The organism is Streptosporangium sp. NPDC000095 (genome assembly GCF_042899335.1).
GTDB lineage: Bacteria > Actinomycetota > Actinomycetes > Streptosporangiales > Streptosporangiaceae > Streptosporangium.
Genome location: NZ_JBIAZS010000031.1, coordinates 19,572 through 45,594 on the forward strand (window position 1 = coordinate 19,572; position 26,023 = coordinate 45,594).

The 26,023-nt window shown below is 69.4% G+C and carries 25 protein-coding genes; 18 read left to right on the forward strand and 7 right to left on the reverse strand.

What is annotated here, in order from left to right:
* Nucleotides 1–60: 60 nt before the first annotated feature.
* A complete protein-coding gene (locus ACFY3V_RS38210) occupies nucleotides 61–774 on the reverse strand; it encodes a response regulator transcription factor (protein WP_350943069.1) in 714 nt (237 codons plus the stop codon).
* A 206-nt stretch (nucleotides 775–980) separates the two neighbouring features.
* On the opposite strand from ACFY3V_RS38210, the gene ACFY3V_RS38215 reads away from it, so the two are divergent.
* The 9 genes from ACFY3V_RS38215 (at nucleotide 981) to ACFY3V_RS38255 (ending at nucleotide 5,843) form a co-directional block, all read left to right on the forward strand.
* The gene (locus ACFY3V_RS38215; protein ID WP_362906751.1) at nucleotides 981–1,232 is read left to right on the forward strand and encodes a MoaD/ThiS family protein; all 252 of its coding nucleotides are present in this window, start codon (nucleotides 981–983) and stop codon (nucleotides 1,230–1,232) included.
* Between the two features lie 100 nt (nucleotides 1,233–1,332).
* On the forward strand, nucleotides 1,333–2,013 hold the full coding sequence (locus ACFY3V_RS38220) for a DUF2993 domain-containing protein (protein ID WP_362906753.1): 681 nt from the start codon (nucleotides 1,333–1,335) through the stop codon (nucleotides 2,011–2,013).
* Between the two features lie 48 nt (nucleotides 2,014–2,061).
* Nucleotides 2,062–2,574 (forward strand): sigma-70 family RNA polymerase sigma factor, encoded by a 513-nt coding sequence (locus ACFY3V_RS38225; protein WP_350943074.1) that lies wholly within the window; start codon nucleotides 2,062–2,064, stop codon nucleotides 2,572–2,574.
* Nucleotides 2,571–3,434 (forward strand): zf-HC2 domain-containing protein, encoded by an 864-nt coding sequence (locus ACFY3V_RS38230; RefSeq protein ID WP_362906755.1) that lies wholly within the window; start codon nucleotides 2,571–2,573, stop codon nucleotides 3,432–3,434. Before ACFY3V_RS38225 ends, ACFY3V_RS38230 begins: the two co-directional genes overlap by 4 nt.
* Nucleotides 3,435–3,699: 265 nt before the next feature.
* The gene (locus ACFY3V_RS38235) at nucleotides 3,700–4,056 is read left to right on the forward strand and encodes a thioredoxin family protein (RefSeq protein ID WP_350943562.1); all 357 of its coding nucleotides are present in this window, start codon (nucleotides 3,700–3,702) and stop codon (nucleotides 4,054–4,056) included.
* A 91-nt stretch (nucleotides 4,057–4,147) separates the two neighbouring features.
* Nucleotides 4,148–4,231 (forward strand): putative leader peptide, encoded by an 84-nt coding sequence (locus ACFY3V_RS38240; RefSeq protein ID WP_350943563.1) that lies wholly within the window; start codon nucleotides 4,148–4,150, stop codon nucleotides 4,229–4,231.
* 62 nt (nucleotides 4,232–4,293) lie between these two features.
* Complete coding sequence (locus tag ACFY3V_RS38245; protein WP_350943077.1) at nucleotides 4,294–4,692, forward strand: DUF4395 domain-containing protein; 399 nt, start codon at nucleotides 4,294–4,296, stop codon at nucleotides 4,690–4,692.
* A 15-nt stretch (nucleotides 4,693–4,707) separates the two neighbouring features.
* Nucleotides 4,708–5,547 carry a sulfurtransferase gene (locus ACFY3V_RS38250; protein ID WP_350943079.1) on the forward strand — a complete coding sequence of 280 codons (840 nt, stop codon included), beginning with the start codon at nucleotides 4,708–4,710 and terminating at the stop codon, nucleotides 5,545–5,547.
* Nucleotides 5,547–5,843, forward strand: coding sequence for a DUF1416 domain-containing protein (locus ACFY3V_RS38255; RefSeq protein ID WP_350943081.1), 297 nt, complete (start codon nucleotides 5,547–5,549; stop codon nucleotides 5,841–5,843). The genes ACFY3V_RS38250 and ACFY3V_RS38255 overlap by 1 nt, the downstream gene beginning before the upstream one ends.
* 325 nt (nucleotides 5,844–6,168) lie before the next feature.
* Here ACFY3V_RS38255 and ACFY3V_RS38260 read toward each other — a convergent pair whose 3' ends face one another.
* Nucleotides 6,169–7,224 (reverse strand): DsbA family protein, encoded by a 1,056-nt coding sequence (locus tag ACFY3V_RS38260; protein ID WP_389780206.1) that lies wholly within the window; start codon nucleotides 7,222–7,224, stop codon nucleotides 6,169–6,171.
* A gap of 106 nt (nucleotides 7,225–7,330) precedes the next feature.
* On the opposite strand from ACFY3V_RS38260, the gene ACFY3V_RS38265 reads away from it, so the two are divergent.
* A complete protein-coding gene (locus tag ACFY3V_RS38265; RefSeq protein WP_362906760.1) occupies nucleotides 7,331–8,626 on the forward strand; it encodes a hypothetical protein in 1,296 nt (431 codons plus the stop codon).
* Here ACFY3V_RS38265 and ACFY3V_RS38270 read toward each other — a convergent pair.
* Genes ACFY3V_RS38270 through ACFY3V_RS38280 form a run of 3 tightly spaced genes read right to left on the reverse strand, consistent with a single transcriptional unit; the run spans nucleotide 8,616 to nucleotide 11,166 of the window.
* Nucleotides 8,616–9,821 carry a hypothetical protein gene (locus tag ACFY3V_RS38270; RefSeq protein ID WP_362906762.1) on the reverse strand — a complete coding sequence of 402 codons (1,206 nt, stop codon included), beginning with the start codon at nucleotides 9,819–9,821 and terminating at the stop codon, nucleotides 8,616–8,618. The genes ACFY3V_RS38265 and ACFY3V_RS38270 overlap by 11 nt on opposite strands.
* Nucleotides 9,821–10,513, reverse strand: a complete 693-nt coding sequence (locus ACFY3V_RS38275) for a hypothetical protein (RefSeq protein WP_389780209.1) — start codon at nucleotides 10,511–10,513, stop codon at nucleotides 9,821–9,823. Before ACFY3V_RS38275 ends, ACFY3V_RS38270 begins: the two co-directional genes overlap by 1 nt.
* On the reverse strand, nucleotides 10,510–11,166 hold the full coding sequence (locus ACFY3V_RS38280; protein WP_350943090.1) for a hypothetical protein: 657 nt from the start codon (nucleotides 11,164–11,166) through the stop codon (nucleotides 10,510–10,512). The genes ACFY3V_RS38275 and ACFY3V_RS38280 overlap by 4 nt, the downstream gene beginning before the upstream one ends.
* A gap of 167 nt (nucleotides 11,167–11,333) precedes the next feature.
* Here ACFY3V_RS38280 and ACFY3V_RS38285 point away from each other — a divergent pair, with 167 nt between their 5' ends.
* From ACFY3V_RS38285 to ACFY3V_RS38300, 4 genes are all read left to right on the forward strand, one after another.
* Nucleotides 11,334–13,280 (forward strand): hypothetical protein, encoded by a 1,947-nt coding sequence (locus ACFY3V_RS38285; RefSeq protein ID WP_362906768.1) that lies wholly within the window; start codon nucleotides 11,334–11,336, stop codon nucleotides 13,278–13,280.
* Nucleotides 13,281–13,554: 274 nt separating this feature from the next.
* Nucleotides 13,555–16,527 carry an ATP-binding protein gene (locus ACFY3V_RS38290; RefSeq protein WP_389780212.1) on the forward strand — a complete coding sequence of 991 codons (2,973 nt, stop codon included), beginning with the start codon at nucleotides 13,555–13,557 and terminating at the stop codon, nucleotides 16,525–16,527.
* A 221-nt stretch (nucleotides 16,528–16,748) separates the two neighbouring features.
* Entirely contained in the window at nucleotides 16,749–18,035 is a 1,287-nt protein-coding gene (locus ACFY3V_RS38295) for a MurT ligase domain-containing protein (RefSeq protein ID WP_350943094.1), read from the forward strand.
* Entirely contained in the window at nucleotides 18,025–18,741 is a 717-nt protein-coding gene (locus ACFY3V_RS38300) for a glutamine amidotransferase (protein WP_350943096.1), read from the forward strand. The genes ACFY3V_RS38295 and ACFY3V_RS38300 overlap by 11 nt, the downstream gene beginning before the upstream one ends.
* A gap of 57 nt (nucleotides 18,742–18,798) precedes the next feature.
* Here ACFY3V_RS38300 and ACFY3V_RS38305 read toward each other — a convergent pair whose 3' ends face one another.
* Nucleotides 18,799–19,161, reverse strand: coding sequence for a DsrE family protein (locus ACFY3V_RS38305; RefSeq protein ID WP_350943097.1), 363 nt, complete (start codon nucleotides 19,159–19,161; stop codon nucleotides 18,799–18,801).
* 67 nt (nucleotides 19,162–19,228) lie between these two features.
* On the opposite strand from ACFY3V_RS38305, the gene ACFY3V_RS38310 reads away from it, so the two are divergent.
* The 4 genes from ACFY3V_RS38310 (at nucleotide 19,229) to ACFY3V_RS38325 (ending at nucleotide 22,611) form a co-directional block, all read left to right on the forward strand.
* On the forward strand, nucleotides 19,229–19,738 hold the full coding sequence (locus ACFY3V_RS38310) for an FABP family protein (RefSeq protein ID WP_389780215.1): 510 nt from the start codon (nucleotides 19,229–19,231) through the stop codon (nucleotides 19,736–19,738).
* A gap of 146 nt (nucleotides 19,739–19,884) precedes the next feature.
* Nucleotides 19,885–20,190, forward strand: a complete 306-nt coding sequence (locus ACFY3V_RS38315) for a DUF2470 domain-containing protein (RefSeq protein WP_389780217.1) — start codon at nucleotides 19,885–19,887, stop codon at nucleotides 20,188–20,190.
* 649 nt (nucleotides 20,191–20,839) lie between these two features.
* Nucleotides 20,840–21,325 carry a winged helix-turn-helix domain-containing protein gene (locus tag ACFY3V_RS38320; RefSeq protein WP_389780219.1) on the forward strand — a complete coding sequence of 162 codons (486 nt, stop codon included), beginning with the start codon at nucleotides 20,840–20,842 and terminating at the stop codon, nucleotides 21,323–21,325.
* A 263-nt stretch (nucleotides 21,326–21,588) separates the two neighbouring features.
* Nucleotides 21,589–22,611: a LacI family DNA-binding transcriptional regulator gene (locus ACFY3V_RS38325; protein WP_389780221.1), complete on the forward strand. Its 1,023-nt coding sequence runs from the start codon at nucleotides 21,589–21,591 to the stop codon at nucleotides 22,609–22,611.
* A 130-nt stretch (nucleotides 22,612–22,741) separates the two neighbouring features.
* On the opposite strand, the gene ACFY3V_RS38330 is transcribed toward ACFY3V_RS38325, so the two are convergent.
* Nucleotides 22,742–25,774, reverse strand: coding sequence for a family 16 glycoside hydrolase (locus tag ACFY3V_RS38330; protein ID WP_362906779.1), 3,033 nt, complete (start codon nucleotides 25,772–25,774; stop codon nucleotides 22,742–22,744).
* Nucleotides 25,775–26,023 lie beyond the last annotated feature (249 nt).

Consider the following 26,023-nt stretch of genomic DNA (forward strand, 5'->3'; position numbering starts at 1 on the left):
GCCGGCGCCGTTCCCGGTGACTCCTGGAAGTCCTGGGAGCTCCAGGGGAGAGCGGGATCCCTAGTGGCGGACGGGCTCGCGCTCCTCGACGGCCTCGTTGCCGCGCTCGGGGACGAACCGGTAGCCGACGTTGCGTACCGTGCCGATCAGCGCCTCGTACTCGGCGCCGAGCTTGGCGCGGAGCCGCCGGACGTGGACGTCCACGGTGCGGGTGCCGCCGAAGTAGTCGTATCCCCAGACCTCCTGGAGGAGCTGGGCGCGGGTGAACACCCTGCCGGGGTGCTGCGCCAGATACTTCAGGAGCTCGAACTCCTTGAAGGTCAGATCCAGCGCGCGGCCGCGGAGCCTCGCGGTGTAGGTGGCCTCGTCGATCGACAGGTCACCGTTACGGATCTCGTCCGGCACCTCCTCGGCGGCGGACAGGTTGAGCTTGCCCACGGCCATCCTGAGCCGCGCCTCGACCTCGGCGGGTCCGGCGGTGTCGAGGATGACGTCGTCGGCGCCCCACTCCGCGGTCAGCCCGGCGAGACCGCCCTCTGTGACGATCACCACCAGGGGGCAGGCGACGCCCGTGGTGCGCAGCAGCCGGCACAGGCTTTTGGCCTGGACGAGCTCGCGGCGCGCGTCCACCAGAATCGCGTCGGCGGGCGGGGCGTCGAGCAGGGCGGATGCCTCCGCGGGCGCGACCCGTACCGAGTGCAGCAGTAGCCCCAGCGCCGGAAGCACCTCAGTCGAGGGCTCAAGGGCGTTGGTGAGCAGCAGGAGATTGCTCACGATGCCTCCTTCCCGCGTCATGTCGGCGATAGCCGTACAAACACGTAAGGACCCGGGGGCTACGTTGCCCAGGTCCCGTAGTAGGTGAGGATAACCCACAAGGCCGTAGCGTCCAGCGAACGTCCACCTGGTGAACACCCGTTCTCCAGGTGAATTCGCCGTAATGGTGCGGTAACCCTACGTGTGTTTGGGGAGTTGATTCACAGATGGCGTCGGTCGTTGTCAGATATTGGGCCGCGGCAAAGGAAGCGGCGGGGGTCGCCGAGGAGCGTTCCGAGGCCGCGAACCTTGCCGAGTTGATGACGAAAATCACATCTAACCGTGACAGGTTGGCTCGTGTGCTGAATCTGTCATCGTTCCTGGTGAACGGGGATCCGGTGGGCAGGAGAGCCCATGAGACGATCATCCTGACGGACGGGGCGACGGTCGAGGTGCTCCCCCCGTTCGCGGGCGGCTGAGGAGGACGGAAGCTACCGCCGGCGCGGCGTTTCGGACAGGATTGCCGGGGGAGGTCACGCCAATGGCCCCTCCTGGGCCGGAGAACGAAAAGGGAGTCGAATGCGGAAGCTGATCGGTTTTCTCCTCGTACTTCTCGTTCTCGTGGTGATCCTCGACAGGGTCGCCGTCGCGGGTGTCCAGCGCGAGATCGCCACGCAGGCGACGGCCAAGTACGACCTCTCGGCCCCGCCCGAGGTCACGATCGAGGGCATCCCCTTTCTCACCCAGGCGATCGCCGGGCGCTACGAGGAGGTGAACGTCGCCGCGGGCGCGATGACCGTCTCGGGTATCCGCCTGTCGAGCGTCGACTTCACCCTGCACGGCGTCACGGCCCCGCTGGAGGACCTGGTGCTCCGTCCACGGCAGGTGGACATGCGCGCCGAGCGCGTGGAGGGGGTGGTCGTCGTCCCGGTGGAGACGATCAACCAGAAGGCGCCTCGCGGGATCAAGGCCGAGGTCGCGGGTGACGCGCTCAACATCAGCGGGGAGATCACCGTACTGGGGCAGAAGGTGCCCGTGAAGGCGGATCTCAAGGTCGAGATCGCCGAGGGCGGCCTGCAACTCACCCCGGGGAAGGTGACCCTGGGCGGCGGCATCCCCGTCCCCAACCCCGAGCGGTTCATCAACTACCGCATCCCGATCGGGAAGCTGCCGTACAACCTCAAGCTGACCGAGGTGAAGGTCGTTCCGGAAGGGCTGCGCATCTCGGGCGAGGCCTCCGACGTACCCCTCCGAGGCTGAACGTGGCCCGTGCCTGAACCGGATCGTCCCGCCGTACGTCGTGAGGATGTGAGCCAAGCCGGAACCGCCGACGAGCAACTCGTGAGGGCGCTCTTCGACGAGCACGGCGGGCCACTGTACGGCTACGTGTTGCGGCTGACGGGCGACTCGGGGAGAGCGGAGGATGTCGTGCAGGAAACGCTGTTGCGGGCCTGGCGCCATCCCGACGCGTTCGCCGGCCGCTCCATCCGCGCGTGGCTGTTCACGGTGGCACGCAACCTCGTCGTCGACCAGCACCGCGCGCGCAAGGCGCGCCCCCCGGAGACGGGTGACGAGGCGCTCGCCGTGGTGCCCGCCGACGACGAGCTGGAGCGGGCCGTCGAGTCGTGGGCGATCGCCGAGGCGCTGGCCGCGCTGAGGCCCGAGCACCGCGAGGTGCTGGCCGAGGTCTACTACCAGGGGAAATCCGTGAAGGAGGCCGCAGAGTCGCTCGGCATTCCCGCCGGGACGGTTAAATCGCGCACGTATTACGCGCTTCGGGCGCTCAAGCTGGCGCTGGAGGAGCGGGGGCTCGCGCCATGATGATGACCTGTGAAGAAGTACGGATATCGCTCGGCGTCTACACGCTCGGTGCCCTGGAGCCGGACGAGCGGGTGCTCGTCGAGGCCCATCTCGCCGAGTGCGCCGAGTGCCGGGCCGAGCTGGAGGAGCTGGCCGGGGTGGCGACGTTCCTCGGCAGGGTGTCCGAGGGCGACGTGGCGCAGGTGGCGAGCCCGCCCACGGTGGTGCTCGACCGGCTGCTCAGCGCGAAGGTCAGACGGCACCGTACGAACCGCCTGATGCTCTCGCTCGCCGCCTCGGTCCTGGTGGTCGGGCTCGGCGGCGGGACCCTGTGGGCCGTCACCCAGTCACCTCCGGAGGCCACCACCGCGTCGGCGCCCAAGTCGTCGGCCGAGGACACCGGGGACGCCGGAGCCGCCCGGGACGCCGAGGGCAGGGCTCCGTCCGACGCCGCCGGCAACCAGGAGAGCGCCCAATCCTTCTCGGACTCGGCCGCGCCCGACGGCAACGCCAGGGCGAAGGCCTCCCGTTCCCCGGTGTCCAGTCCCGCGCCGGAGATCCTGCTCGCCCCGAGCGAGCTGCGGTTCAAGGGGACGGACGACACGGGGACGGTCCGGGCGGTGGTGACCGCGTCCGCGGGCGAGGGGGCGACCACGATCAAGGTCGTGCTCACCGGGGTGGCCAAGGGGACGCGCTGCCGGCTGGAGGTGATCGGGGAAGGCGGACTGAGGGAGACGGCGGGCAACTGGGTCGTCAACCGGGCCGCCTATGACAGGTCGGGCTCTTTCTCGGCCACCACCACGATCCCGCCGGAACGGATCACGGCGTTCGAGATCACCACCGCCGACGGACGGGTGCTGCTCACGATCCCCACCCGCTGAACGTGCCGGGGTCGCGTTCGGGATCTCCACCCGCCGAGCCTGCCGGGGGTCGCGCTCGCGATCCCCGTCGCCGTCGAGCCCGTTGGCGTGCTGCTCACGGTTTCCGCCCGCCGAGCCCGCCGGGGCGGCGCTCACGGCCCCCACCGGCCGAAACCGTTGGGGCGGCGAGGGAATGGCCTGGGACGTGCGTCTGTTGTCGTGTTCCGTGACAGGTTTGACGGTGGTGGTCGTCACCCTCGCCCTCGGCACGCTCACGGGCGTGGCGATGCGGCGGCGAGACGGCGTGGCGCGAGAGGTGAAGGGCGAGGTGGAGCGGCTCACGTCCGGCGACATCCACGCGGAGCTGGGGGAGCGGGCCACGCTCGTGCAGTTCTCCACCTCCTTCTGCCAGCCGTGCCGGGCGACCCGGCGGATCCTCGGCGAGGTGGCCGAGATGGTGCCCGGCGTCGCGCACGTGGAGATCGACGCGGAGTCCCGCCTCGACCTGGTCCGATCACTGAACATCCTGCGCACCCCCACCGTCCTCGTCCTCGACGCGTCCGGTCAGGTCGTCAAGCGTGCCTCGGGCCAGCCCAGGAAAGCCGACGTCATCGGCGCCCTCGGTCTGGCGGTGGGCGAATGAGCGGGGCACCCTATCGGCCATTGAACGATCATGTCTCAGAAATTGGACAGGGATGTGACAGATGGCGGGACGCCGGGGTAATGTCATGGACATGAACTCCACGACAGAGCTGCTCACGAAGCGGCGCGCGGTTGATTTCTGCCGCGTGACCACCGCGCTCTGTCGCATTTCCTAAGGGCGATCTCAAGCGGCCGTCGAGCCGCACCGATCTGCACAACCCTTCAGGAGCATCAAGCGATGCAGGTTGATTCCCGAGCTCTCCGTTTCTCCGCGGCCGTGACCACCGTTGTGCTCGCACTCGTCCTTGTGACGGGGAACGCATGGCTGCTGGTCGCGCAGGCCGTCGTGTTCGCGCAGGGCGTTCTCGGCACCTCGCCGTACGGGATGATTTTCAAAGGGATAGTGAAGAGTCCGCCGAAGGAACTCGAGGACGCAGCCCCACCGCGCTTCGCGCAGGGGATCGGCCTCGCTTTCGCACTGGTGGGCTTGGTCGGATACGTCGCACAGATAACGCCGCTGGCCCTCGGCGCCGTCGCAGTGGCACTTTTCGCCGCTTTTCTCAATGCCGGTTTTGGTTTCTGTCTCGGCTGCGAGATGTTTTTGATCATTCGCCGTTTACTACCCGCCGCACGATGATCCTGGAGGATCACCATGAGCCGCTCCGCCGTCCTGGTCGACGCCGACTGGGTCGAGGCCAACCTCGACACCCCCGGTGTCGTTCTCGTTGAAGTGGACGAGGACGCCAGCGCATATGACAAGGGCCACATCCGTGGCGCCGTGAAGGTCGACTGGAAGCAGGACCTGCAGGACCCGGTCCGTCGTGACTTCGTCGACCGCGAGGGCTTCGAGGCGCTGCTGTCCGCCCGGGGCATCGCGAACGACGACACCGTGGTTCTCTACGGTGGCAACAACAACTGGTTCGCCGCCTACGCGTACTGGTACTTCAAGCTGTACGGCCACGAGAACATCAGGCTTCTCGACGGTGGCCGCAAGAAGTGGGAGCTTGAGTCCCGCGAGCTGGTCAAGGAGGTGCCGAGCCGCCCCGCCACGACCTACAAGGCCAAGGAGCAGGACCGGTCCCTGCGTGCCTCCCGCGACGAGGTCGTCGCCGCGATCGGCAAGCTCAGCCTGGTCGACGTGCGCTCGCCCGACGAGTTCACCGGCAAGCTGCTCGCCCCCGCGCACCTTCCGCAGGAGCAGGCGCAGCGTGTCGGCCACGTGCCCACCGCCCGCAACATCCCGTGGTCCAAGGCTGCCAACGACGACGGCACCTTCAAGTCCGACGAGGAGCTCAAGTCCCTCTACGAGGGCGCGGGCGTCGACTTCAGCAAGGACATCATCGCCTACTGCCGCATCGGGGAGCGCTCGGCTCACACGTGGTTCGTGCTGCACGAGCTCCTCGACCAGGCCGGTGTCAAGAACTACGACGGTTCATGGGTTGAGTACGGCTCGCTGGTCGGCGTGCCGATCGAACTGGGAGAGGCCCGATAATGACTCAGGGATGCGCTGCTCCGGAACAGACGGTTGCCCTTCCGGCCGGGATCGATCTTGCGAACCAGGCCGTCATCCAGGGTGTGGTCACGGGCGCGGGCACGGCCTACGCCCGTCTGCTCGACAACGCCGGTGAGTTCACCGGTGAGGTCGTGGTGTCCGAGGAGGGAGTCTTCCGCTTCTTCGCCGCCCCCGGTGACTGGACCGTCCGCATCATCGCGGGCGGCGGGGTCACCAAGGACATCCCGGCCCAGGCCCGCCTGGGTGAGGTCACCCAGCTCGCCGTGGCCGTCTGACCCTTCGGGTCCGGCCTCACCACAGCGAGAACCAGTACGTTGCTCCACCAGCGAGAACAGTAAGAACCAGCACGTTGAAAGGACCGGCGTTCCCTCGGGAGGGCCGGTCCTTTTCGCTGCGCCGGACGCACGGAAGGCCCGCCGTCCCCGGCGGTCCGCGGGTTCCGCGGACCGGCTGTTCCGGAGGGGCGCCTGTTCCGGGGCCGATGTTCCCGGGGATCGCGTCAGGTGGTTGTTCCCGGAGGTTCGTCCCCGGGGATCGTGTCGGGCGGTTGTTCCCGGAGGTTCGCCCTCGGGGAAGAGGGCGAACCTCCGCTTTTTCGCGTCAGACGGTGAGGCGGCTCTCGACACGGTCGACGGCGTCGACGTAGTCGGGATCCGGGGACATGGCCGCGGCCAGACGCAGGTGCGGCAGGGCCTCGGGGTGCCGGTTGGCGCGTTCGAGGGTCCTGCCGAGCAGGAACCGGGCGTAGTGGTCACCGGGGGTGCGCTCCAGCAGCGCCTCCAGCGTCTCCCTCGCCCTGCCCAACTGGGCGGAGCCGAAGTAGGCGCGGGCCGCCAGCAGCCGGACGGCGGGGTCGTCGCCGTGATCGGCCAGCAGCGGGCGCAGGGTTCGCAGGGCGCCGAGGGGGTCCCGCGCATCCAGCAGGGTCTCGGCCTGGCGCAGCCACCTGACCTCGTCGGGGAGTTCCCGCCGGGGAGCGGCGTGCCGTACCAGATCGGCGAGGACCTCCGGCGGCTGCGCGCCCGTGACCGCCGTGTCGCCGACCACGAAGGTCGGCGAGGTGGTGACGCCCTCGGCCTTTCCGCGCAGCAGCCAGGAACGAACCTCGTCCGCGCCGTCGCCGCGGTCGAGGGCCTCGGCCATACCGTCCAGACCGGCCTCGGCGGCGAGCGCCGCCAGGGTGGCGCGGTCCCCGATGTCGGAACCCTCGACGAAGTGGGCGCGCAGGATCCGCTCCACGACCGTGTCCTGGAGTGCGGCGCCGCCCCGCCCGTAGGCGAGGGCGACCACCCGGTGGGCGTCGAACGTGTTCGCCCGCCACACGGCGCCCCGTCGCCCGCCGTCACCGGGCCGGTTCCCTGCCAGGACCGGAGTCGGTGTCGCGGTCGGGGCGGAGGCCGGAGTCGGGGTGGAAGCCGAGGTCAGGGGCGAGAGCGAGGGCGGGGTCGGGTTCGAGGGCGGGGTGAGGGCTCGCAGGGCGCCCTCGGCGACCTGGTCGCGAAGCTCCTCCTCCAGCGGCTCCGACGGCACCGGGGCCATCGGATCGATGACGTACGGGCGCCAGACGATCTCCACGTCCTCGCCGAGTCGCGCCTGCTCCAGGCGTCGCTTGCCGATGTAGGCCCACGCGCAGGCCATGTCGGCCCAGACTTCCATGCGCTTCATTGCCGCTGCAACAAACGGGGGCGGTCGTTTATTCGACCGGCCTCTCGGCCTCGCCGGCCGGGCTGCGTTCCGACAGGGGAGTCGTTAGCATGCCTCGGTGCCTGAAACGCCTGTCATGCCCACACAGTCGCCGGCAGTCGACCGGAGGCCCGCCTCGCTCTCCGCGGCCTCGCTGCCCCTGCACACACTCAAGATCTTCGGTGCCTGTGCCCTCACGTTGATCCTCTGGTTCTCGGTGGGCAGGGTGGTCAGGGAACTGCTGATGGTGGCCGCCAGCGAGGTCTCCCACGGGGACCACCGGCAGGTGCGGCTCGTCGTCACGATGTTCGTCTTCACGTTGATCGTGCTGACCGAACTCGTGGTGATGGTCGGCATGCTGCACTCGGTGCGCGGCGCGCTCCGGGAGATCCGGGCGCGGCGGGAGGCGGGCGAGGCGGACGAGAGCATGTTCGGCGCGCTGAACCGCGCCACCCTGGTCTTCGCCACCATCTACCTCGCCTGGGGTTTCCACACCGCGGACGCCAGGGAGTTCATCGCTGTCGACACCGCGAGGCGGGTCGACCAGGACTTCGCGTCGAGCCTCGCGGGGAACGAGATAGAGGGCGGCACCGGGCTCTCCACGCTGGACGTTCGGGTCTCCATCGGGGTCGCCGTGGTCGCGTACCTGCTCAGGATGCTGTTCGCCCGGTGGCACCTCAACGGCAGGGGCAGGGGCAGTGGCGTGCTCGCGACCTTCTTCGAGCTGGCCTTCGCCTTCTACAGCATCAACGCCCTCCTCGCCTTCGCGGAGGCGCGGGCGGACTGGCTGGACCAGCGGGTCGTCGTGGTGACGTTCAAGGAATGGGCCGAGGCGGCGGGTGAGGCCCTGCCGTGGTGGAAGCCCTTCTGGAACGCGGTCGGGGACACCTGGCCCCACGTGGTCGACGGGCTGATCGTCCCGCTCACCTGGCTCACGGTCGCCTCGCTCGTCTACGGCGCGTTCGCCGAGGACACCCGGGCCGTCGTACGGGGAACCAGGCTCGACGGCGTGGCCACCAGGGTGGAGCGGGCCCACGATCTCACCCGGAGCACGATGACCCACGCCACGGCCGGATTCCAGGAGCGCTGGGTTCCCCCGGCGAACGCCTTCCGGCTCGCGGCGAAGGGCGGTCCCGTGCTGTTCGGCGCCCTGTGCCTCTGCTACGTCGCGATCCGCGTGGTGACCGACTACGCGGATCGGGGGGTGCGGATGCTGATCGGCAACGAGGACCCGTTCGTCTGGGTGGCGCTGGCCGGGCCGGTCGAGTTCGTCAGGGAGCTGGTGGTGCTGACGCTGACCGTCTGCCTGCTGGCGGCCACGTTCGACATCGCGGCCACGCGCGGCCGTGAGGCGGGGAGGACGCTCACCGCCTGAAGCGCAGCACCTGGTCCCGGACGGGGTCCTTCTGTGCCGCCGCCTTCTTGAGGATGTCCTCCACGGGCTGGTTCTCCACCACGTGGAACGTGGCGGGACGGACGTGCACCTCGACCTGCCCGGCCAGATGCCGGGGCACCACGCTGATCATGTCGTAGGAGTAGGCGGTGCCGACCCGGTGGTCCTTGACCTCGTCGGGGATGTCGTCGCTCTCGGGGAGGACCTTCCACACGCGACCGTCGGAATGCCGCATCTCGACCTCGGGATCACCCCGCAGGCTGACGCCCTCGGCGTCCAGCGCGGTCCTCGTCACCTTGATCTTCAGCCACTGGCGGTCGGGCGGGAGGGGCTTCTGGCCGGGCAGGTCGTCCACCTGCTCGACCGAGGCCTTCCACGACACGTGCATCAGCGTCATGGCACCCCCGGCGGCGACGGTGTGGATCCTGTCGGCGGGGTTGCCGGTCCGGTAGACGGTGTAACCGCTCCACGTGGAGGCCGCGATGCCGAGCCCGACGGCCACGATCGCCCCACCGACCCGCAGCGCCGTACGGCGGCCCCGCCTCGGCGGGGTCTTCGGTGCGGACGGTTCTTGGGCGGGCACGTCGTCGGCCGGTACGGCGACGGCTGCAGCCTTTCCCGTTCCCGTTCCCGTTCCCGTGACGGAGGGGCGGGGGAGCGGAAGAGCGGAGATGGAGGGGAACGGCTGGGTCGAGACCTCCGCAGGCTCTTCCTCGGGTGGCTTGGGAGGCCAGACCTGTTCGTCAGGAAATATCCGCAGGGGAGCGGGAGTCCACTGGCCGTCGCCCGGAGGTTGCCGACGCTGAGGTGGGGTGGGACGGCTCCGGGCGGGGGCCGGGGGTGTGGCCGGAGGTTCCTGGGTCTGTCCGGTACGCGCTTGCCGGTCGGCGGGGGACACCGGCCAGGTGCCGAGGGCGGTGGGCCAGGGGTTGCCTCGGTAGGGATCGTGAGACGGTGCGGAAGGGCGACCTTCCTGGGCGGGCCGCTCCTGTCGTACGGGCCGGTTCTCCCGTGCGGGCCGGTTGTCCATCATGGGCGGGTTTCCCGTCGCGGGGTTCTCCCGCGCGTGCCGATCTTCTCGCGCGTGCCGTTCCTCGTGCGCGGGCCGCTCCTCCCGTGAGGTGGACCAGGCGCGGTCCTGGTCGTCCTCGGGGCCTCCCCGGTGTGGCGTCCTCATCAGGTCCTGCTCGCCAACTCGTAGACGTCCTTCGCGGTGAAGGTGAGTTGCCGCGCGGCCGTCTCGTCCAGGCCCAGGTCTATCTCGATCTGGGGTCCGTTCGGCTCGACGATGAAACCCGATGAGGGGGCGAGCAGGATCCGGGAGTCAGGGAGTTCCCCGGGCGGGATCTCGAAGACCGTCACGCCCTCGGTCCACCAGCCCGGCTGGAGGTAGGGGTGGGTGACGGTCAGCGTCTGGTCCACCCTGTCGGAGGCCACGTAACGGCGCCCGCCGGCCGTGAGCAGCCGGGGAGGCCCGAACCGCTGCGGCTCCCAGGTCGCGGTGGCGCCCACCTCGACGATGACGAAGATCCCCTTGGCGGTCACGCGTTCCTGCTCGCCGCTCGCCTTCCTGGTCGCGATGGCCTTGGCCGCGTAGACCGCCTTGACCCGCGCGGAGATCCGGGAGCCGGTGACCTCCTCGTTGAAGGCGCCGGTCGAGGTGAGGGGCGCGTCGTGGTCGGCGGCCTCCGAGCCGAAGGCCTGCAGTCCCACGGCGGAGGCCGCGAGCGTGATCCCGGCCAGTACGGCACCGGCGGTGCGCCACCGGCTCGGCCGCGCGGTGGCCCGGTGGGGGGTTGGCGCCCCGGGCAGGGAGTGTGTTTCCGACTGCGGAGAGGTCTCGGGCCGGTGCTGGAAGGAGACGTTCACGAGCGCGTTCCCCCGGGCATGACGGGCAGCGTGACCTGGGCCGTCACCACGGGCTTCTCCCCGCCCTCGTCACCCTCGCCGTCCTTCGTGACCAGGAACCAGCCCGGCGCGAGGGTGATCCCTTCGCGCCACTCGTACGTGCCGACGTCGATCGTGAGCTGCCTGGGAGGCCGCTGTCCGTCCTCCAGTTCGTACCGGACCACGACGCTGGTCGGCAGGGCCGGGTGCAGTTGACTGCTTTCGCCCCCTCCCGTGGGGGTGAACACCGACGCGCCGTACTTGCCCTTTATCTCCGGGCTGACCTTGAGCAGGGACGTCCCGAAGGACCCACCACCATGACCTTCCTGGTAGGGCACTCCCGTACCGGCGGTCTCCTCGCCCTTGTTGACGACGAGGAGCTCGATCTCCAGGAGGCGCTTGGCCGGGCCGCCGAACAGGCCGGGCTCGCTCACGGTGCGGGAGCCGACGAACGTGGTCGTGAACTGTTCCTGATCCACGGTCGAGCCCTGGCCCAGCCGCTTGGGAGGCTTCTCCGGGGCGGTGGCGAAGCCGCCGAGGACGGTGGTGACTGCCAGACCGGTGACCGTCACCAGAGCGGCGAGCGGGACCGCGATGGGGCGCCGTCCGGTGGGACCCTCGGGAGGGGCAGTCATGAGAAACGATGTTAAACGCTGATGTCCGCCCCATCTGCCCCATCTGTCCCTTAAGTACAGGTAAACCTGGGGAAAATGGAGCGGATTGACGGGAACGCTGCCCGAATACGATGGCGAACTCTTACGCTGTCTCCGAGGCTTTCGATGAGCCCGATGGCGGAGGTTCCGTGGCGGACGTGCATCCCGAGCATGCGCAGCTCCAGGCGGACCGGATCTACCTGGGCTGGCAGTACGCCTTGTTACACCCTGATCCGGGTCCGGCTCCTAAGCGACCCTCGCCCGTCGAGAATCCTCCCGAGCCGCTCGACCCCGAGTGGGTGCGCAGGGAACGCCTCAACGAGGACCTGCTGAACCGGCCGGTCAAGATCGTCCGTGGGTTCATGGCCGCGCTCGCCACCCTGATCCTCGTCCTCGGACTCACCGAGATGCTCAGCTGGTCGTTCGCCGCCGTCGGGGTGATCGCCGCCGGTGGCATCGCGGCGTTCTGCAGCTACGCCGTCTACCAGGGCGACCGGGCGGTACGCCAGCGCATCAAGGAGCGCGAGGTGGCGGGTGACCGGCTGCGGGAGGAACGTGAGCGGGAGCTCTTCCTCGCCCAGGAGGAGCACGCCGCCCGATACCGGGAGTGGGCGGAGAAGAAGGAGCGCCACGATCGCCAGCTGACCTGGTACGCCGTGGCCGTGCCCGACGAGATCGACCGGATCGACGTGGCCGGAGGCACCCTGCCCGGCTGGTCGGCGTTGATCACCCTGCTCGGCGCGACCCGTCTCTACAGCGGCGGCCACCTGACCGTGCTCGACCTGTCCGAGGGCGCGATCGCCAAGGACCTGATCGAACTCGCGCGCAGGGGTGGCGACGACCCGCTGGTCTGGGTGCTGCCGGTCGACCTGCCCCGGCTCGACCTGGGCGCCACGCTCGCCCCGGAGGCCTTCGCCGACGTTCTCGCCCACGTCGTGAGCGTGAGCGAGGAGCACCGTACGACGAGGGATCTGTCGTTCGACAACGCCATCCTGGAGCGGGTCCTGGAGGTCCTCGGCGAGAGCGCCACGATCAACCAGGTCACCGCCGCCCTGCGTGCCCTCGCCCAGGTCGGCGACCCCCGCGAGGACCTGCGGTTCGGCCTGATCACCGCCACCCAGCTGGAGCGGATCGGCACGCTGTTCGGCCGGGGCGTGAGCGACCGGGTGGTGATCGAGCGGGCGTGGGCGCTGGAGTCGCAGCTGCGCAAGCTGGAGACCCTCGGCTCCGAGGCGGTGCGCCTGCCGCCCGCGCGCCTGCGGGTCGTGTCGATGGACCGGCAGGCGGGCGTGTTCGGCAACCGTGTCCTCGGCACGTACGTCGCGACCGCGCTCACCCACATCCTGCGCCAGTCGCCCGCCTCCGAGCGGCCGTGGTACCACACGATCATCGTCGCCGGCGCGGACAAACTCCGTGGCGACGTGCTCGACCGGCTGATGGACGCCTGCGAGACCTCAAGGACCGGCCTCGTGCTCACCTACCGCGCGCTCACCCCGACCGTACGGGAGCGGCTCGGGCGCGGGCACGCGGCGGTGACGTTCATGCGGCTCGGCAACGCCGAGGACGCCCGGATCGCCAGCGAGCACGTCGGCACCGAGCACCGCCTGGAGCTCGCCCAGCTCACCGAGACGATCAGTGCCGCGGGGGCGGGGATGGACGGCGGTTACGTCTCCACGGTCGGCCAGGCGGACGAGGGCGACGAGGAGCGCGACGTGAACCACACGGACCTCAAGGAGGACATCACCTCCTCCACCGAGTGGGGCCGCCGTGCGACCAAGGCGATGGGGGAGACCGAGCGGGTGTTGCACCGCTCCAGGGAGTTCCTCGTCGAGCCCCATCAGCTCCAGCAGCTCCCCACCACCTCGGTGATCGTCACCGACGCCACCGCCGAGGGCCGCAGGGTCCGCCTCGCCGACGCCAACCCGGCCATACTGACCTTCCCCAAGACGACGCTGGGCGAGTTCGACGAGATCAAGGAGGCCGCGCTGGAACAGGCGCAGGAGAAGAAGCCGGAGCCGCGCGCGTCGAGCGCGTTCGAGGACGCGCCGCCCAACCTCGGTCCGCCTCCGGCGCGGCTCGACTGGCGCCGTCGCTGATGAGATTCCGGTCCACGCCGAGGGGCCCGCTCAGGGGGGTGGGAACTCGGGTGAGGATCGTTCGGGCGGCGATGTTTTCGCCGGGTGCGTCAACGAGGCGTCCGTATGTCGTAATGGGATGGTCAATGCCAGGGTGCGAGCCCCGAGTCAGGTTCGACCGTGGTCGCGGGGGTGACCTACCCTCGATCTCGATCATGCGTCGGCCGGTACAACGGAGCGATCCGTGAAGCGTCAACCCTCCGGCCTGGAGCCGGGTCCCCCGGGTGGAGACCAAATGCAGCCAAGTGTGTCCCGTCCGCCCAACGCCCTGACAGGGCCCTGGTACAGAATCCAGGCGATCACGGCGCCCTCGCGCAGTTCCTCCGCGGAGTGGGACTTCGTCACCGTCCTGCCCGCGGTGCTCTCCACGGCCCAGCGCAACCGTCCCTTCGTGGTCGGCTGGCTCTCGCGAGGGTCGGGCGCCCCGCTGGAGCTGATCACCAATGCGGGGCCGCTCACCCCGCCACGCCCGCCCCGCAGGGCCGCCACCGAGGCCGAGCAGGTCCCGGGCGGTCCGGAACCGCTGCTCTTCCCCAGCGGTGCCCGTGGCGTCCGGATCGGTGACGAGTGGCTCCGCGACCTGTCCGACCTCGCCTGGACCGTCTGCCCGGGACGTCAGGCACCTCCGCTCGGCGGACGCAGAGAGCCGGACGCCGACGAGATCAGGCGGCCCACGCTTTTCGAGTCGACGCTGGTCACGCTCATGTCCCGGCCGTTCGCCTGGCTGGTGGTGGCCGAGCAGACCGACCTGCTCGACGCCGAGGTCGCGCACCTGCGCACCCAGCTCAACGTGCTGCGGCAGTACGGTGACGCCTCCGAGCGTTCCCGCTACGACGCGGAACGGGCCGAGCGGCGCATGCAGGAGCTGGACGCCTTTCGCGAGGCCGGGCTCTGGAACGTCCGGGTGCTCGCCGGCGCCGCGGGTCCCGAGGAACTGCGCCAGATCGCCCCGGTGCTCGTCGGCTCCGCCGAGATGAGCCACCACCCCTACCGCCTGCGCAGCGCGCTGTCCGGTCCCGTCTACGGTTTCGCCGAGGCGCTCGCGACCACCCTGCAGGACCCGGCGGACGGCGCGGCCTCCCCGTTCGCGGCCACCGCCGGGGCGCTCGCCGCTCTCGCCGGGCTGCCGCACCGGGAGGTGCCGGGGGTACGGGTCCTCGACGCGGGCTTCTTCGACGTGACCAGCGAGGCGGACACCGTGCCCGGCGAGCTCACCGTCGAGCTCGGGTCCATCCTCGACGGCCAGGACAGGCCGGTCGGCTCGTTCAAGGTCCCGCTGGCCACCCTCAACCGGCACGCGTTCATCACCGGCGCCACCGGCTCCGGCAAGTCGCAGACCGTCAGGCATCTGCTGGAACAGCTCACCGGCGCGGGCATCCCGTGGCTCGCGATCGAGCCCGCCAAGTCCGAGTACGCCTCGATGGGCGGCAGGATCGAGCACCTCGCCCCGGTGACCGTGATCAACCCGTCGGCACCGGAGAGCGTGCCGTTCAGCGTCAACCCGCTCGCCCCCGAGCCCGGATACCCGGTCCAGGCGCACATCGACATGGTCCGAGCCCTGTTCATGGCGGCCTTCGACGCCGAGGAGCCGTTCCCGCAGATCATGTCGCTCGCCCTGCAGCGGGTGTACGAGGCCAACGGCTGGGACGTGGTCACCGGCTGGGCCGCCCCCGGCGCCGCCGTCCGGCCCGCCGTGCCGACCCTCGAACAGCTCCAGCAGCACGCGATGGACGTGATCAAGGAGATCGGCTACGGCAAGGAGGTCCAGGCCGACGTGGAGGGCTTCATCTCGCTGCGGCTGCGGTCGCTGCGGGTGGGCTCCGCGGGCCGGTTCTTCGAGGGCGGGCACCCCGCCGACATCGGCGACCTGCTCCAGCGCAACGTGGTGCTCGCGATCGAGGACGTCGCGAACGACGAGGACAAGGCGTTCCTGATGGGCACCTTGATCATCCGGATCGTGGAGCATCTGCGGATGCGGGCCAGGAAGGAGCGCAGCAGCGGGCTCAAGCACGTCATCGTGATCGAGGAGGCACACCGGCTGCTGCGCGACCGGGGCGCGGGGCGGGCCAGCACGCACGCCGTCGAACTCCTGGCGGGCATGCTCGCCGAGATCCGCGCGTACGGCGAGGGCATCGTGGTCGCCGAGCAGATCCCCACGAAGCTCGTCTCCGACGTGGTGAAGAACACCGCGCTGAAGGTGATCCACCGGCTCCCCGCCGAGGACGACCGCCAGCTGGTCGGCGCGGCGACGAACCTGAGCGAGGAGCAGTCCCGGCAGGTCGTCTCGCTCCCTCCCGGTGTCGCCGCGGTCTTCGCCGACGGCATGGACCGGCCGTTGCGCGTCCAGGTGCCGCTGGGCGAGGACCGCGAGCGTCCGGTTCCCGGCCAGATGCCGCCCATCTGTGGTCGTCGCTCGGCGGCCTGCGGGCAGGAGTGCCGCACCGGCCGGGCGTGCACGCTGGTCGAGCTGCGCGAGGCGGACCTGCTCGCCGCGGCCTCCGACTGGGCGTGGCTGCGGATCTGGGCCGACACGCTGGTGCTGGCGTTCTGCACCAACCGGCCGCTGCCGGGAGTGCCCAGGGCGCTCGCCGGCCTCTGGGCGGATCTCCCGCCGCGACGGCGCGAGTGCCTGCTGGCCACGGCGGTGGAACGCTGCGTGGGCCGTCGCGCGTGGTCGCTGCGGACCGTGAACGACCCGACCACGCTGACCGAGCAGGTCGCCGTGGTCGGGACCAGGCTGCTCGGCCCCGACCGCGACCCCGGCGAGCGGCCGGGACCCGCCTGGGTGATCCCGCAGGTGCGGTGGCTGCATGAGGTGGACAGGCTCTTCCCGTACGGCCAGCCCGCGCCCAACCCGCGCGGCTCCGCGCCGGTTATGGAGTACGCGCTGTTCAACCGTCCGGCCGGGGGCACCGAGCTGCTCGGCCACCGGGCCAAGGCGCTGCGCCACCACCCGCTGTCCATGGAGGTGGAGAGGAACCGGGAGCTGGCCTGGCGGGTGATCCTCGGTGACGACGACCGCGAGAGCGTGGAGCGTGACATCCTCACGGTCACCATCGGCCTCGACCCGGCGGAGCGGCTCCGGCACGTGTCCCAGGCCATGGGGGCCGGCTGGCTGGAGAGTGTGCTGTCGTGGCCAGGCCGGTTCGTGCAGCCCTTCGACGAGGATTCGCCGGAGTCGGCGGAACTCGTCTTCACCGAGGGGTGAGGACGGTGTTGTTTGTCGGCTTTTTTCGGTGCTTTCTCACCGGGTGCGAAGGCTTCCCCATTTCACCGTCACCGAGGGGTGCGTGTGACGTGCCTCCGGGGGTGACGGTGCCGAAGCAGGGCTAAGATCTGCGGCATGAACGATTCGGTGATTCCGGTCCCGCGGCCGGGCCGGTCGGCCGCCGGGTCGTCCCGTGACGGGTCGCCAAGCGAGGAGACGGTATGACTCAGCTTCCGCTGCGGGCGCAGCTCGCCACCGCTCTCGGCCGGACGGCCGCGACCCTGTCCCGGGTCACCGGGCGTGGGGACGGATCGGTGATCGGGGGCAGGGTCAGCCTGGTCCTGGAGCCCGATCTTCTGCGCAAGCTCGCGCACGACCGCAAGCTCGCGCTGGTGAGCGCGACCAACGGCAAGACGACGACGACCCGCCTGATCACCTCCGCGCTGTCGGAGCTCGGCGACGTCGCCACCAACGCCTTCGGCGCCAACATGCCCGCCGGGCACGTCTCGGCGCTGTCGTCGGCCAAGCACGCCCCGTACGGCGTGCTGGAGGTCGACGAGAAATACCTGCCCGAGGTGATCGACACCACCGGGGCCGGGGTCGTCTGCCTGATGAACCTCAGCCGCGACCAGATGGACCGGGCGGGCGAGATCTGGCTGCTCGCCCAGAAGTGGCGGCGGGCGCTCGCCGGCAAGAACACCCATGTGATCGCCAACGCGGACGACCCGCTGGTGACCTGGGGCGCCTCCACCGCGGCCTCGGTCACCTGGGTGTCGGCGGGACAGCCGTGGAAGGAGGACTCCTGGTGCTGCCCCGAGTGCGGCGGCCCCCTCGACCGCAAGGGCATGGAGTACGTCCCGCCCGGCAGCATCGGCGCCGGTGCCACCTCGACGGCGGGGGAGAACGACTGGGCCTGCCGCGAGTGCACCTTCCGGCGGCCCGAGCCGTCCTGGGTCCTCGACGACGACGCGGTGATCGACCCGCGCGGGCAGCGCTGGGTGCTCGACATCCAGCTTCCCGGGCGCGCCAACCGGGCCAACGCGGCGATCGCGCTCGCCACCGCGGAGGTGTTCGGCCTGCCGGTCGAGCGGGCGCTGCCCCGGCTGCGCGAGGTGAAGTCGGTCGCCGGCCGATACACCACGGTGGAACGCGACGGCCGGCACGCCCGGCTGCTGCTCGCCAAGAACCCGGCCGGATGGCTGGAGGCCTTCGACGTGCTCGACGCCTCGCTTCCGGTGATCCTCTCGGTGAACGCCCAGGGGCCCGACGGTCGCGACACCTCATGGCTGTGGGACGTCGACTACCGCGTGCTGCGCGGCAGGCCGGTCTTCGTGACCGGCGAACGGCGGCTCGACCTCGCGCTCCGGCTGGACGTGGCCGACGTGCCGTTCCAACTGGCGAACTCGTTCGAGCAGGCGCTCGCCGCGCAACCGTCGGGCAAGGTCGACGTGATCGCCAACTACACCGCCTTCCAGCAGATCCGATCGGAGTTCGGTCGTGCAGTCTGACAGCGCTCTGCGCCTTGTCTGGATTTATCCGGACCTACTGAGCACGTACGGCGACCAGGGCAACGTCCTGGTCCTGGAGCAGCGCGCCAAGCGCCGGGGCATCCCGGTCGAGACCGTGCACGTACGCTCGGCCGACCCGGTTCCCGAGAGCGGCGACATCTACCTCATCGGCGGCGGTGAGGACCGGCCGCAGATCCTCGCCTCCGAGCGGCTCCAGCGCGACGGCGGCCTGCACCGGGCCATCCAGCGGGGCGCGGCCCTGCTCGCCGTGTGCGCGGGCTACCAGATCATCGGCACCACGTTCGGTGGTGAGGAGGGCCAGCCGGTCGACGGCATCGGCCTGATCGACATCTCCAGCGGGCGCGGTCAGGGCCGGGCCGTCGGGGAGCTGGCGGGGGAGGCGGACCCGGCACTGGGCATCTCCACGCTCACCGGCTTCGAGAACCACATGGGCGTCACCAGGCTCGGGGCAGGGATCCGGCCGCTGGCCCGGACGGCGGTCGGTACGGGCAACGGCGACGGCACCGAGGGCTGCTACACCGGCAAGATCGTCGGCACCTATCTGCACGGTCCCGCGCTCGCCCGCAACCCCGGCCTCGCCGACCTGCTGCTCACCTGGGCGGTGGGCGCCCAGCTGCCGCCGATCGACGACTCCTGGTTCGACCGGCTTCGCGAGGAGCGCCTCACCGCGGTGCTGCCCCGCTGATCAGGCGTCGCTCCTGCCGGCGGGGCGTCTCCGCCGGCAGCGGGTGCTCCGGTGCTCTCAGTAGACGAGGGCCTGGACGCCCTCCTCCAGGACCTCCTCCACGAAGGTGGAGGCGCCCGCGATGCGTATGCCCTCGATCACGTCGTCGACCGTGATGTCCCGTCGGGTCGCGCACTGCGTGCACAGGGTCACCCTGCCGCCCGCGAGCACCGCGTCGAGCAGGTCGCCGAGCTGGGCCGCGTGCGGGAGGGTGAACTCCTTCGCCCGTCCGGGGAGGGCGAACCAGGCGGACTCGCCCGTCAGCCAGAGCGAGACGGGAACGCCGCTCGCCAACGCCGCCGCGGCCACGGTGAAGGCCTGATTGCAGCGCTCAGGCGAGTCTTCGCCCGCGGTAACCTTGATCACCAGTGATCGTGCCATGTTCGCAGCCTATGTGGCCCGGCATCACCGGCGCGAACCATATCGCAGCGGCTCTAGGCTCGTTTCCATGGACGTTCCCGAACTGCATCCCGATCTTGAGCCGATCTCCTTCCTCGTGGGTCGATGGGAAGGCGCCGGGGTCGGTGGATATCCGACGATCGAGAGTTTCAACTTCGGCCAGGAGATCGTCTTCGGTCACAACGGCAAGCCGTTCCTGACCTACAGCAGCCGCACCTGGCTGCTCGACGAGGAGGGCGGCAAGGTCCGCCCGCTGGGCACCGAGACCGGCTTCTGGCGCCAGCTCCCCGGTCGTCAGATTGAGGTGTGCCTGTCACACCCCACGGGCATCGTGGAGATCTACGTCGGCGAGGTGGTCTTCAACAAGATCGAGCTTCAGACCGACGTGGTGGCCCGCACCGCGACCGCGAAGGAGTACACCGCGGGCCACCGCCTCTACGGCCTGGTCAACGGCAACCTGATGTGGGCGTACGACATGGCCTCCATGGGGCAGCCGCTCCAGTCCCACATCTCGGCCGAGCTCAAGAGGGTCGGCGACTTCGTGCCCGACGAGGTGTGAGGTCGGCCCGATGGGGCCCGCTCGGTGGGGCCACCCGGTGGGATTCGTCCCGACGGCGCGTGAGGCGGGGCGCCCGGCACCCGCGCTCGGGTGAGTGTCCGGCACCCGCGCTCGGGTGAGGCGGGGCGCTGGTTACGCTCTGGAACATGAGCACTCCCTTCACCCCCGACGTGGTCGAGGCGATCAAGCGCCACATGAACGACGACCACGCCGATGACGCGCTGCTGATCTGCAGGGGCCTCGGCGGGCAACCCGAGGCCACCGGCGCGACGACGACCGGTGTCGACGCCGAGGCGATCGAGTTCGCCGCTGTGGTCGACGGGCGGGACATCACGGTTCGGGTTCCCTGGAGCACCACGCTGACCGAACGCGCCCAGGTCCGTACGGAGGTCGTCCGCCTCTACCGTGACGCCTGCACCGCCCTCGGCGTCCCCGCACGCGGCGAGCACTAAGGGAACACGATGGGAACGCTGAGGCAGCACTGACCGGCGAATCCCCGCCGTACGAGGTGGCGCCGCCGGTCGGACCTCGCCCACAGGCTCCTCCCGGCCGGGAGAGGGTGATCGAGAAGGAGGAGCGCGGGAAGCCCGGGAAAGGGAAGAACCCCGGGCCACTTCCCCCTGCTCGGCAGGAGGGCCGGTGGACTACAGGCGGGATCGCCCGCCTCCGGCGGCCCGGGGTTCCGGTGATTGTCGTGGATTCGCCGAACGTCGCCTGACGCCCGGACAGAGTCCGGTCGCGGCGTCCTAGCGGACAGCCACCTCGCTAGCCCAACTATGATCAACCATCGTTCGGACCACCTCCTTTCGGCGTGCCTGTACGTTATGAAACTCCGCGCCCTCGAGGCAAATGAATTTTCCAAACCGCCTCTGCCCTCCAGCGCCCGCCCTCTGAGCAGCCCTGATGCGGCTCGGCGAGGGGGTTGGCGGGACGCCACGGCGGCCGGAGCCGATCGTTCGACCGCCGCCGACGCCCTGTGCGAATATCGCCACGATAGGTGTTCGAACGGTCGCCCAAAGTGAACTACTTGCTATAGGTGGACGGCGGTATTCATCTATGAGGGCAATGCCACCTCTACTCCGTTCCAACGTCACAAGGGAGTTGCTCGCCTGGCTGTATTTGCATCCGGAGAACGAGTATTCGACAACCGACCTCACCGCACGAACAGGCTCGTCCCGGGCGACGGTGAGTCGTGAGGTGGACCGGCTCATGGATGCCGGGCCGACGTCGGAGAGGCGACACGGCAACCTTCGTCTTGTCCGCGCCGATCCTGACATGATCGTCGCGCGGCCACTGACCGATCCACTGGCGGTGACCTTCGGTCCGGCAGCCGTCCTGCCGCCTCTTCTTGAGCCGATCTCCGGCATCGACGAGGCGTACATTTACGGCTCCTGGGCTGCTCGATACGTGAATCAGGCCGGACCGCCGCCACGTGATATCGACGCCCTCGTCGTGGGATCCGCGGACGAGCTCTACGACGCGGCGCGAGCGGCCGAACGAATTCTCGGTCGCGAGGTGAACATCAGCCGCATCCCCTTGGCGACGTGGACCGACGACAGCTTGAACCCAAGCGGCTTTTCCCGGTAAATGTGAGTGGCGAAAAGCCGCTACGACATTATTGTGCATTTGGGTTTAATGTAATATAAGGTAAAATTGTGAGTTTCCTGCGAGGGAGACCTGTGTGTCGCTGTGGGCTCATCTGGTTGCGGCCGACCGGCACCCGTCTTGCTCCGCGGACGGCGAGCTGCAAGGTAAGCGCTTACTCGGTGCGCTGATCGCTCCCACCGCTGAGGCAAGGGCTTTCCTGAGTGGCTATTCTGGGTGAAACCGCACGGGGAGGGATTGGATCTGTGGCGACACTGGCTGATGTCGCACGTCTGGCTGGCGTATCGTCAGCCACCGTGTCGCGGATCATCAACGGCAACCCCAAGCCCGTGGCCGAAGCTCTGCGTGAGCGGGTGCTGGCCGCCGTCGAGGAGTTGCAGTACGTGCCCAACGCGCACGCTCAGCTCCTCGCCCGCTCGCATCGCAGCACGATCGGCGTCATCGTGCACGACGTCTCAGACCCGTACTTCGCCGAGATCATCCGTGGGCTGCAACGTGTCGCTACCGAAAACGGGCGACTCGTCATCACCTGCAACAGCTACCGCAACCCGGACAGAGAACTCGAATACGTCGAGCTGCTGCGTGCCCATCAGGTCGCGGCGATCATTCTCGCCGGCTCCGGTTACCACGACGACGCCTTCACCGCCAAGATGAACAGCAAGCTGCGCGTCTACCAGGCCACCGGCGGCCGAACCGTGGTCATCGGCCGCCATGACCACGTCGGCGACGCCGTCTTGCCCGACAACGAGAAGGGCGGCTACCTGCTGGCCGCTGAGCTGTACACCCTGGGCCACCGGCGGTTCGGGGTCATCGCCGGTCCTGAGCAGATGACCACCACCACGGACCGGCTCGCCGGGCTGCGCCGCGCTGTGCGGGAGCATGGACGAAGGTTGCCGGCCCGGCGTATCGCATACGGCGACTTCGACCGCACCAGCGGAATGGCCGCCGCCGCGGCGCTGCTCGACGCTGAGCCGAAGCTGACCGCCATGGCCGCGCTCAACGACTCGATGGCCATCGGCGCCCTCGCGCTGCTGCGTTCGCGTGGCATCGCCGTTCCCGACGAGGTCAGCGTGATCGGCTTTGACGACATGCCTATCGCGTCGGATGTCACCCCCGCGCTCACCACCATCCGTCTCCCGCTCGCCGACATGGGCGCCCGCGCCGTGATCCTCGCCCTGCAGCCGGCCGAAGGCGATGACGTGCTGCGTATCGTGCGGGTGGGAGCGGAGCTCATCCGCCGGGAGAGCGCCGGCCCGGCGCGGCGGTAGCACCTCTTCCCTGTGCCGGGCGCCTTGTCCGGTGGGAGGCGGGTCTCCCCGTCGGTGGTGCGTGAAGGGTGACCCTCGCGACGCCGGGCGTCGCGAGGGTCACCATCGCGGGGTCAGCGGCTCGGTGGTGTCAGAGCCGTTCGATCCAGACGTTGCGGAATCGTGGGTTGTCGCCGGGGTCGCCGTGGTCCTGTAGCTTGATCTTGCCCGGGGCCGGGTCCTCCGCTCTGCCCGCGCCGGTCGGGCCGTTGATGGCCACGTTGTCGTGCACCAGTTGTCCGTTCCACTTCACGGTTATCCGCGCGTCCTCCACCTTCTTGGCCGCGTTGTCGAAGCGCGCCGCACGGAACTCGATGTCGTACGTCTGCCACTCGCCGGTCGGCCGCGCCGCGTTCACGTCCGGCGCCTTCTTCAGATAGAGAGAGCCGGCGCCGTTGAGCTCCGGGGGTCGCCCGTAGGACTCCAGCACCTGCAGTTCGTAGCTCTCGAAGATGTACACGCCGCTGTTGCCGCGGGCCTGCCCGGTGACCTCCGGCGGGTAGTGCGGCTGGTACCACTCGACGTGCATGCGGAAGTCGCCGAACCGTTCCTTCGTGCGGATGTCACCGCCGAGCGACTCCATCGTCCCGTCCGCCACGGGCCACGTCGCCGGGGCGCCGGACGTCGTCTCCCACGCGTCGAGGTTGGTGCCGTCGAACAGCGTGATCCGCTTCTTCGACGGCGTCACCGTGATCTTGTCCAGGTTGACGCGTCCAAAGTCGGTTGCTTCGTAGACGTAGGCGATGGTGTTCGCACCGGGGCGCAGCGTCACCGTCTCCGTCTGGGTCGCCCAGTTGGCCCAGGCCCCGGTGGGGGCGAGCCAGATCTGCTTCTCCTTCTTGCCGTTGACGTACAGGCTCATCGACTTCGAAGGCGGGTTGGTGGGGATCGAGTTGGGGCCGTTCGCGTACCGCAGTTCGATGTCGTGGCGGCCAGCCTTGTCGGCGCGGACGGCGAACGTGGTGCTGGCGCCCGGTTCCCAGTTGCGGTCGACGAAACCGGCGCCCGAGTAGCCGGCGTGGTTGGTGTTCCAGCCGGTCCCACCGGCCAGCTTGGCGGACTCCGCCTCGTACTCGGCCGGCGCCGTCGTGCCGTCGGCCAGCCGGTTGAGCGTGTACCACGCCTCGGTGCTCCACAGTTCCTGACCGGACGCCGAGTCGAACGGGCGCGGGGAGTGCACGTGCACCACGTGGCCCGGCTTCAGGCCCGTGATCTTCAGCGTCACCTTCTTGCGGTCCTTCGACAGGGTCGCCGAGGTGACCTCAAGGGTCTGCTCACCGATCTTCGGGCCGCCGTACTGGGGCGTCGCCACGTACCGCCACTGCTTGACCTTGTACTTGGCGGCGAGGTTCTGCGCGGTCTCGTCGGACAGCGGCTGCGTGTACTCGAGTTCGAAGCCGCCCTTGACGGCCCGCATCTTGCGGATGTCGAACGCCTCGGCGCCGTTGAGGCTGAGCTTCTGCAGGCCGTAGCTGAGCTTGCCCGCCTGGCCCCAGTTGCCCGCCCAGCCGATGCCGCCGGTGTAGATCGCGTTGTCCGGGCCGAGGCCGATCCGGCTCACCCCGGACTCGAGCCCCTGGGTCATGCGGAACACGGCGCCCTGGTACTCGCCCGCGACCTTCTCCAGGTACGCGCGCTGCAGACCGCCGTAGGTCACGTCGCCGAACACCATCTGGCCCTTGAACACGCCGTCGGGCAGCACGATCGGGTTGCTCGGCGAGTTGGAGATCTCGTTGTGCGGCAACCAGAGCACGGGTTCGGTCACCGGCTGGTCGTCGTACGTGCCACTCGGGTTGACGTAGTGGTTGTAGAAGGCGCCCTCCTTGATCCGCACCAGCTTCGACGCCGGCACCCACATGCCCTGGTTGTCGGTGACGAAGATGTCGTTCCCCGGCCCCCAGCCGATGCCGTTGGGCGTGCGCAGCCCACTGGCGATATAGGTCACTTCGCCCGTCTTCTTGTTGATCTTGAGGGTGCTGCCGCGGTGGGGAACGGGCTGCGGGTTGGCGGTCGCGCCGCCGGGGACCATCGAGATGCCCGTGGTGACGTAGAAGTACCCGCCCTTGTACAGCAGGCCGAACGCGAACTCGTGGTAGTTGCCGCTGAACGGCCAGGTCGCGATCCTGCGGTACTCGTCGGTGACCTCGTCGCCTGTCTTGTCCACGAGCGCGGTCAGCTGGTGCTTCTCCGACACGTAGATGGTGCCGTCGACGTACTTGAGGCCCATCGGTTCCTGCAGGCCTTGGGCGATCTTCTTAATGGTCACCTTGCTCGGGTCGGTGTTGCCGGTGACGCCGTCGAGCAGGTAGACCTCGCCGAGCACGGTCACCCGGTCACCGCCCCAGGTGGAGATGGCCAGCCGGCCGTCCGGCAGCCAGTCCATGCCGGTGACCTGCGGCTGGAAGCCGTCCGGGCGCAGGTTCGTCAGCGTGTAGGCCGGGTGCACACCGGTCAGCGGCAGCCCGTCGCCGGGGGCGTCGGTGACGCCCTCACACTGCTTGCGGCCGGGTGAGGTGACCCGTACGACCTCGGAGTCGGTGCTCAGCACCGAGGTCGGCACGAGGGTGTAGCCGGTCGCGCCCGGTGGCCGCCACTCGAGCCGCAGCCGCTTGGTGGACTGGGCGTCGAAGTGCTCGATGCGCAGCGCGTGGTAGCCCGCGGTCAGGTCGATCGAGCCGTCCTTCGGGGTGGCGCCGTGGCGGCCGGGGTGGTCGATCACCTGGGTGCCGTCGAGGAAGAACCGTGCGCCGTCGTCGCTGATGAGCCGGAAGTCGTGGGTCCCGGCGGTGGTGATGTTGAGGTTGCCGCTCACTTCGGTGACGAACTGGTTCGCGAACCCGAAGTCCGCGGTGGTCGTCCAGTCGATCGTCGGCATCACCTTGTCGATGTTGGGTGTCTGGCCTGGTTTGAGCACGCAGTAGTCGAACAGGGCGACCTGCACGTCGTACACGCGCATCGTCACGCCCGGTTCCTGGGGCGGGATGTCGGTCTGGGAGACGGCGTGGACGGGGAGTGGCGTCGACAGGAACGGCAGGAGCAACGCAGCGGCGGCTGTGGCGGCCGCGCCGAACCACCGTCGCCTGCGTCTGGGCCGGCTGGTGGTCGGGGGCGTGCTGTGATCCATCTTCCCTCACAGTGGCTGGGGGGTGGACGTGCGGTCAGGATCAGCGGACAGGTAAGCGTTTTCCTAGGAAAGCGCTTTCGACCGTAAACAGAAGACAGGGTGGCGGTCAAGAGGTCCCTCGAAGGGTGGTTCGCGAGTGAATGTCCCTTTTGTCGCCCAGGGTTGGCGGAGGCGGGCCGGGCAAGGGATTGGATGCTCACATCCAGCACATTTCGGAAACTGTGCCCCTTTTCGGGCGAGTCGAGTGAA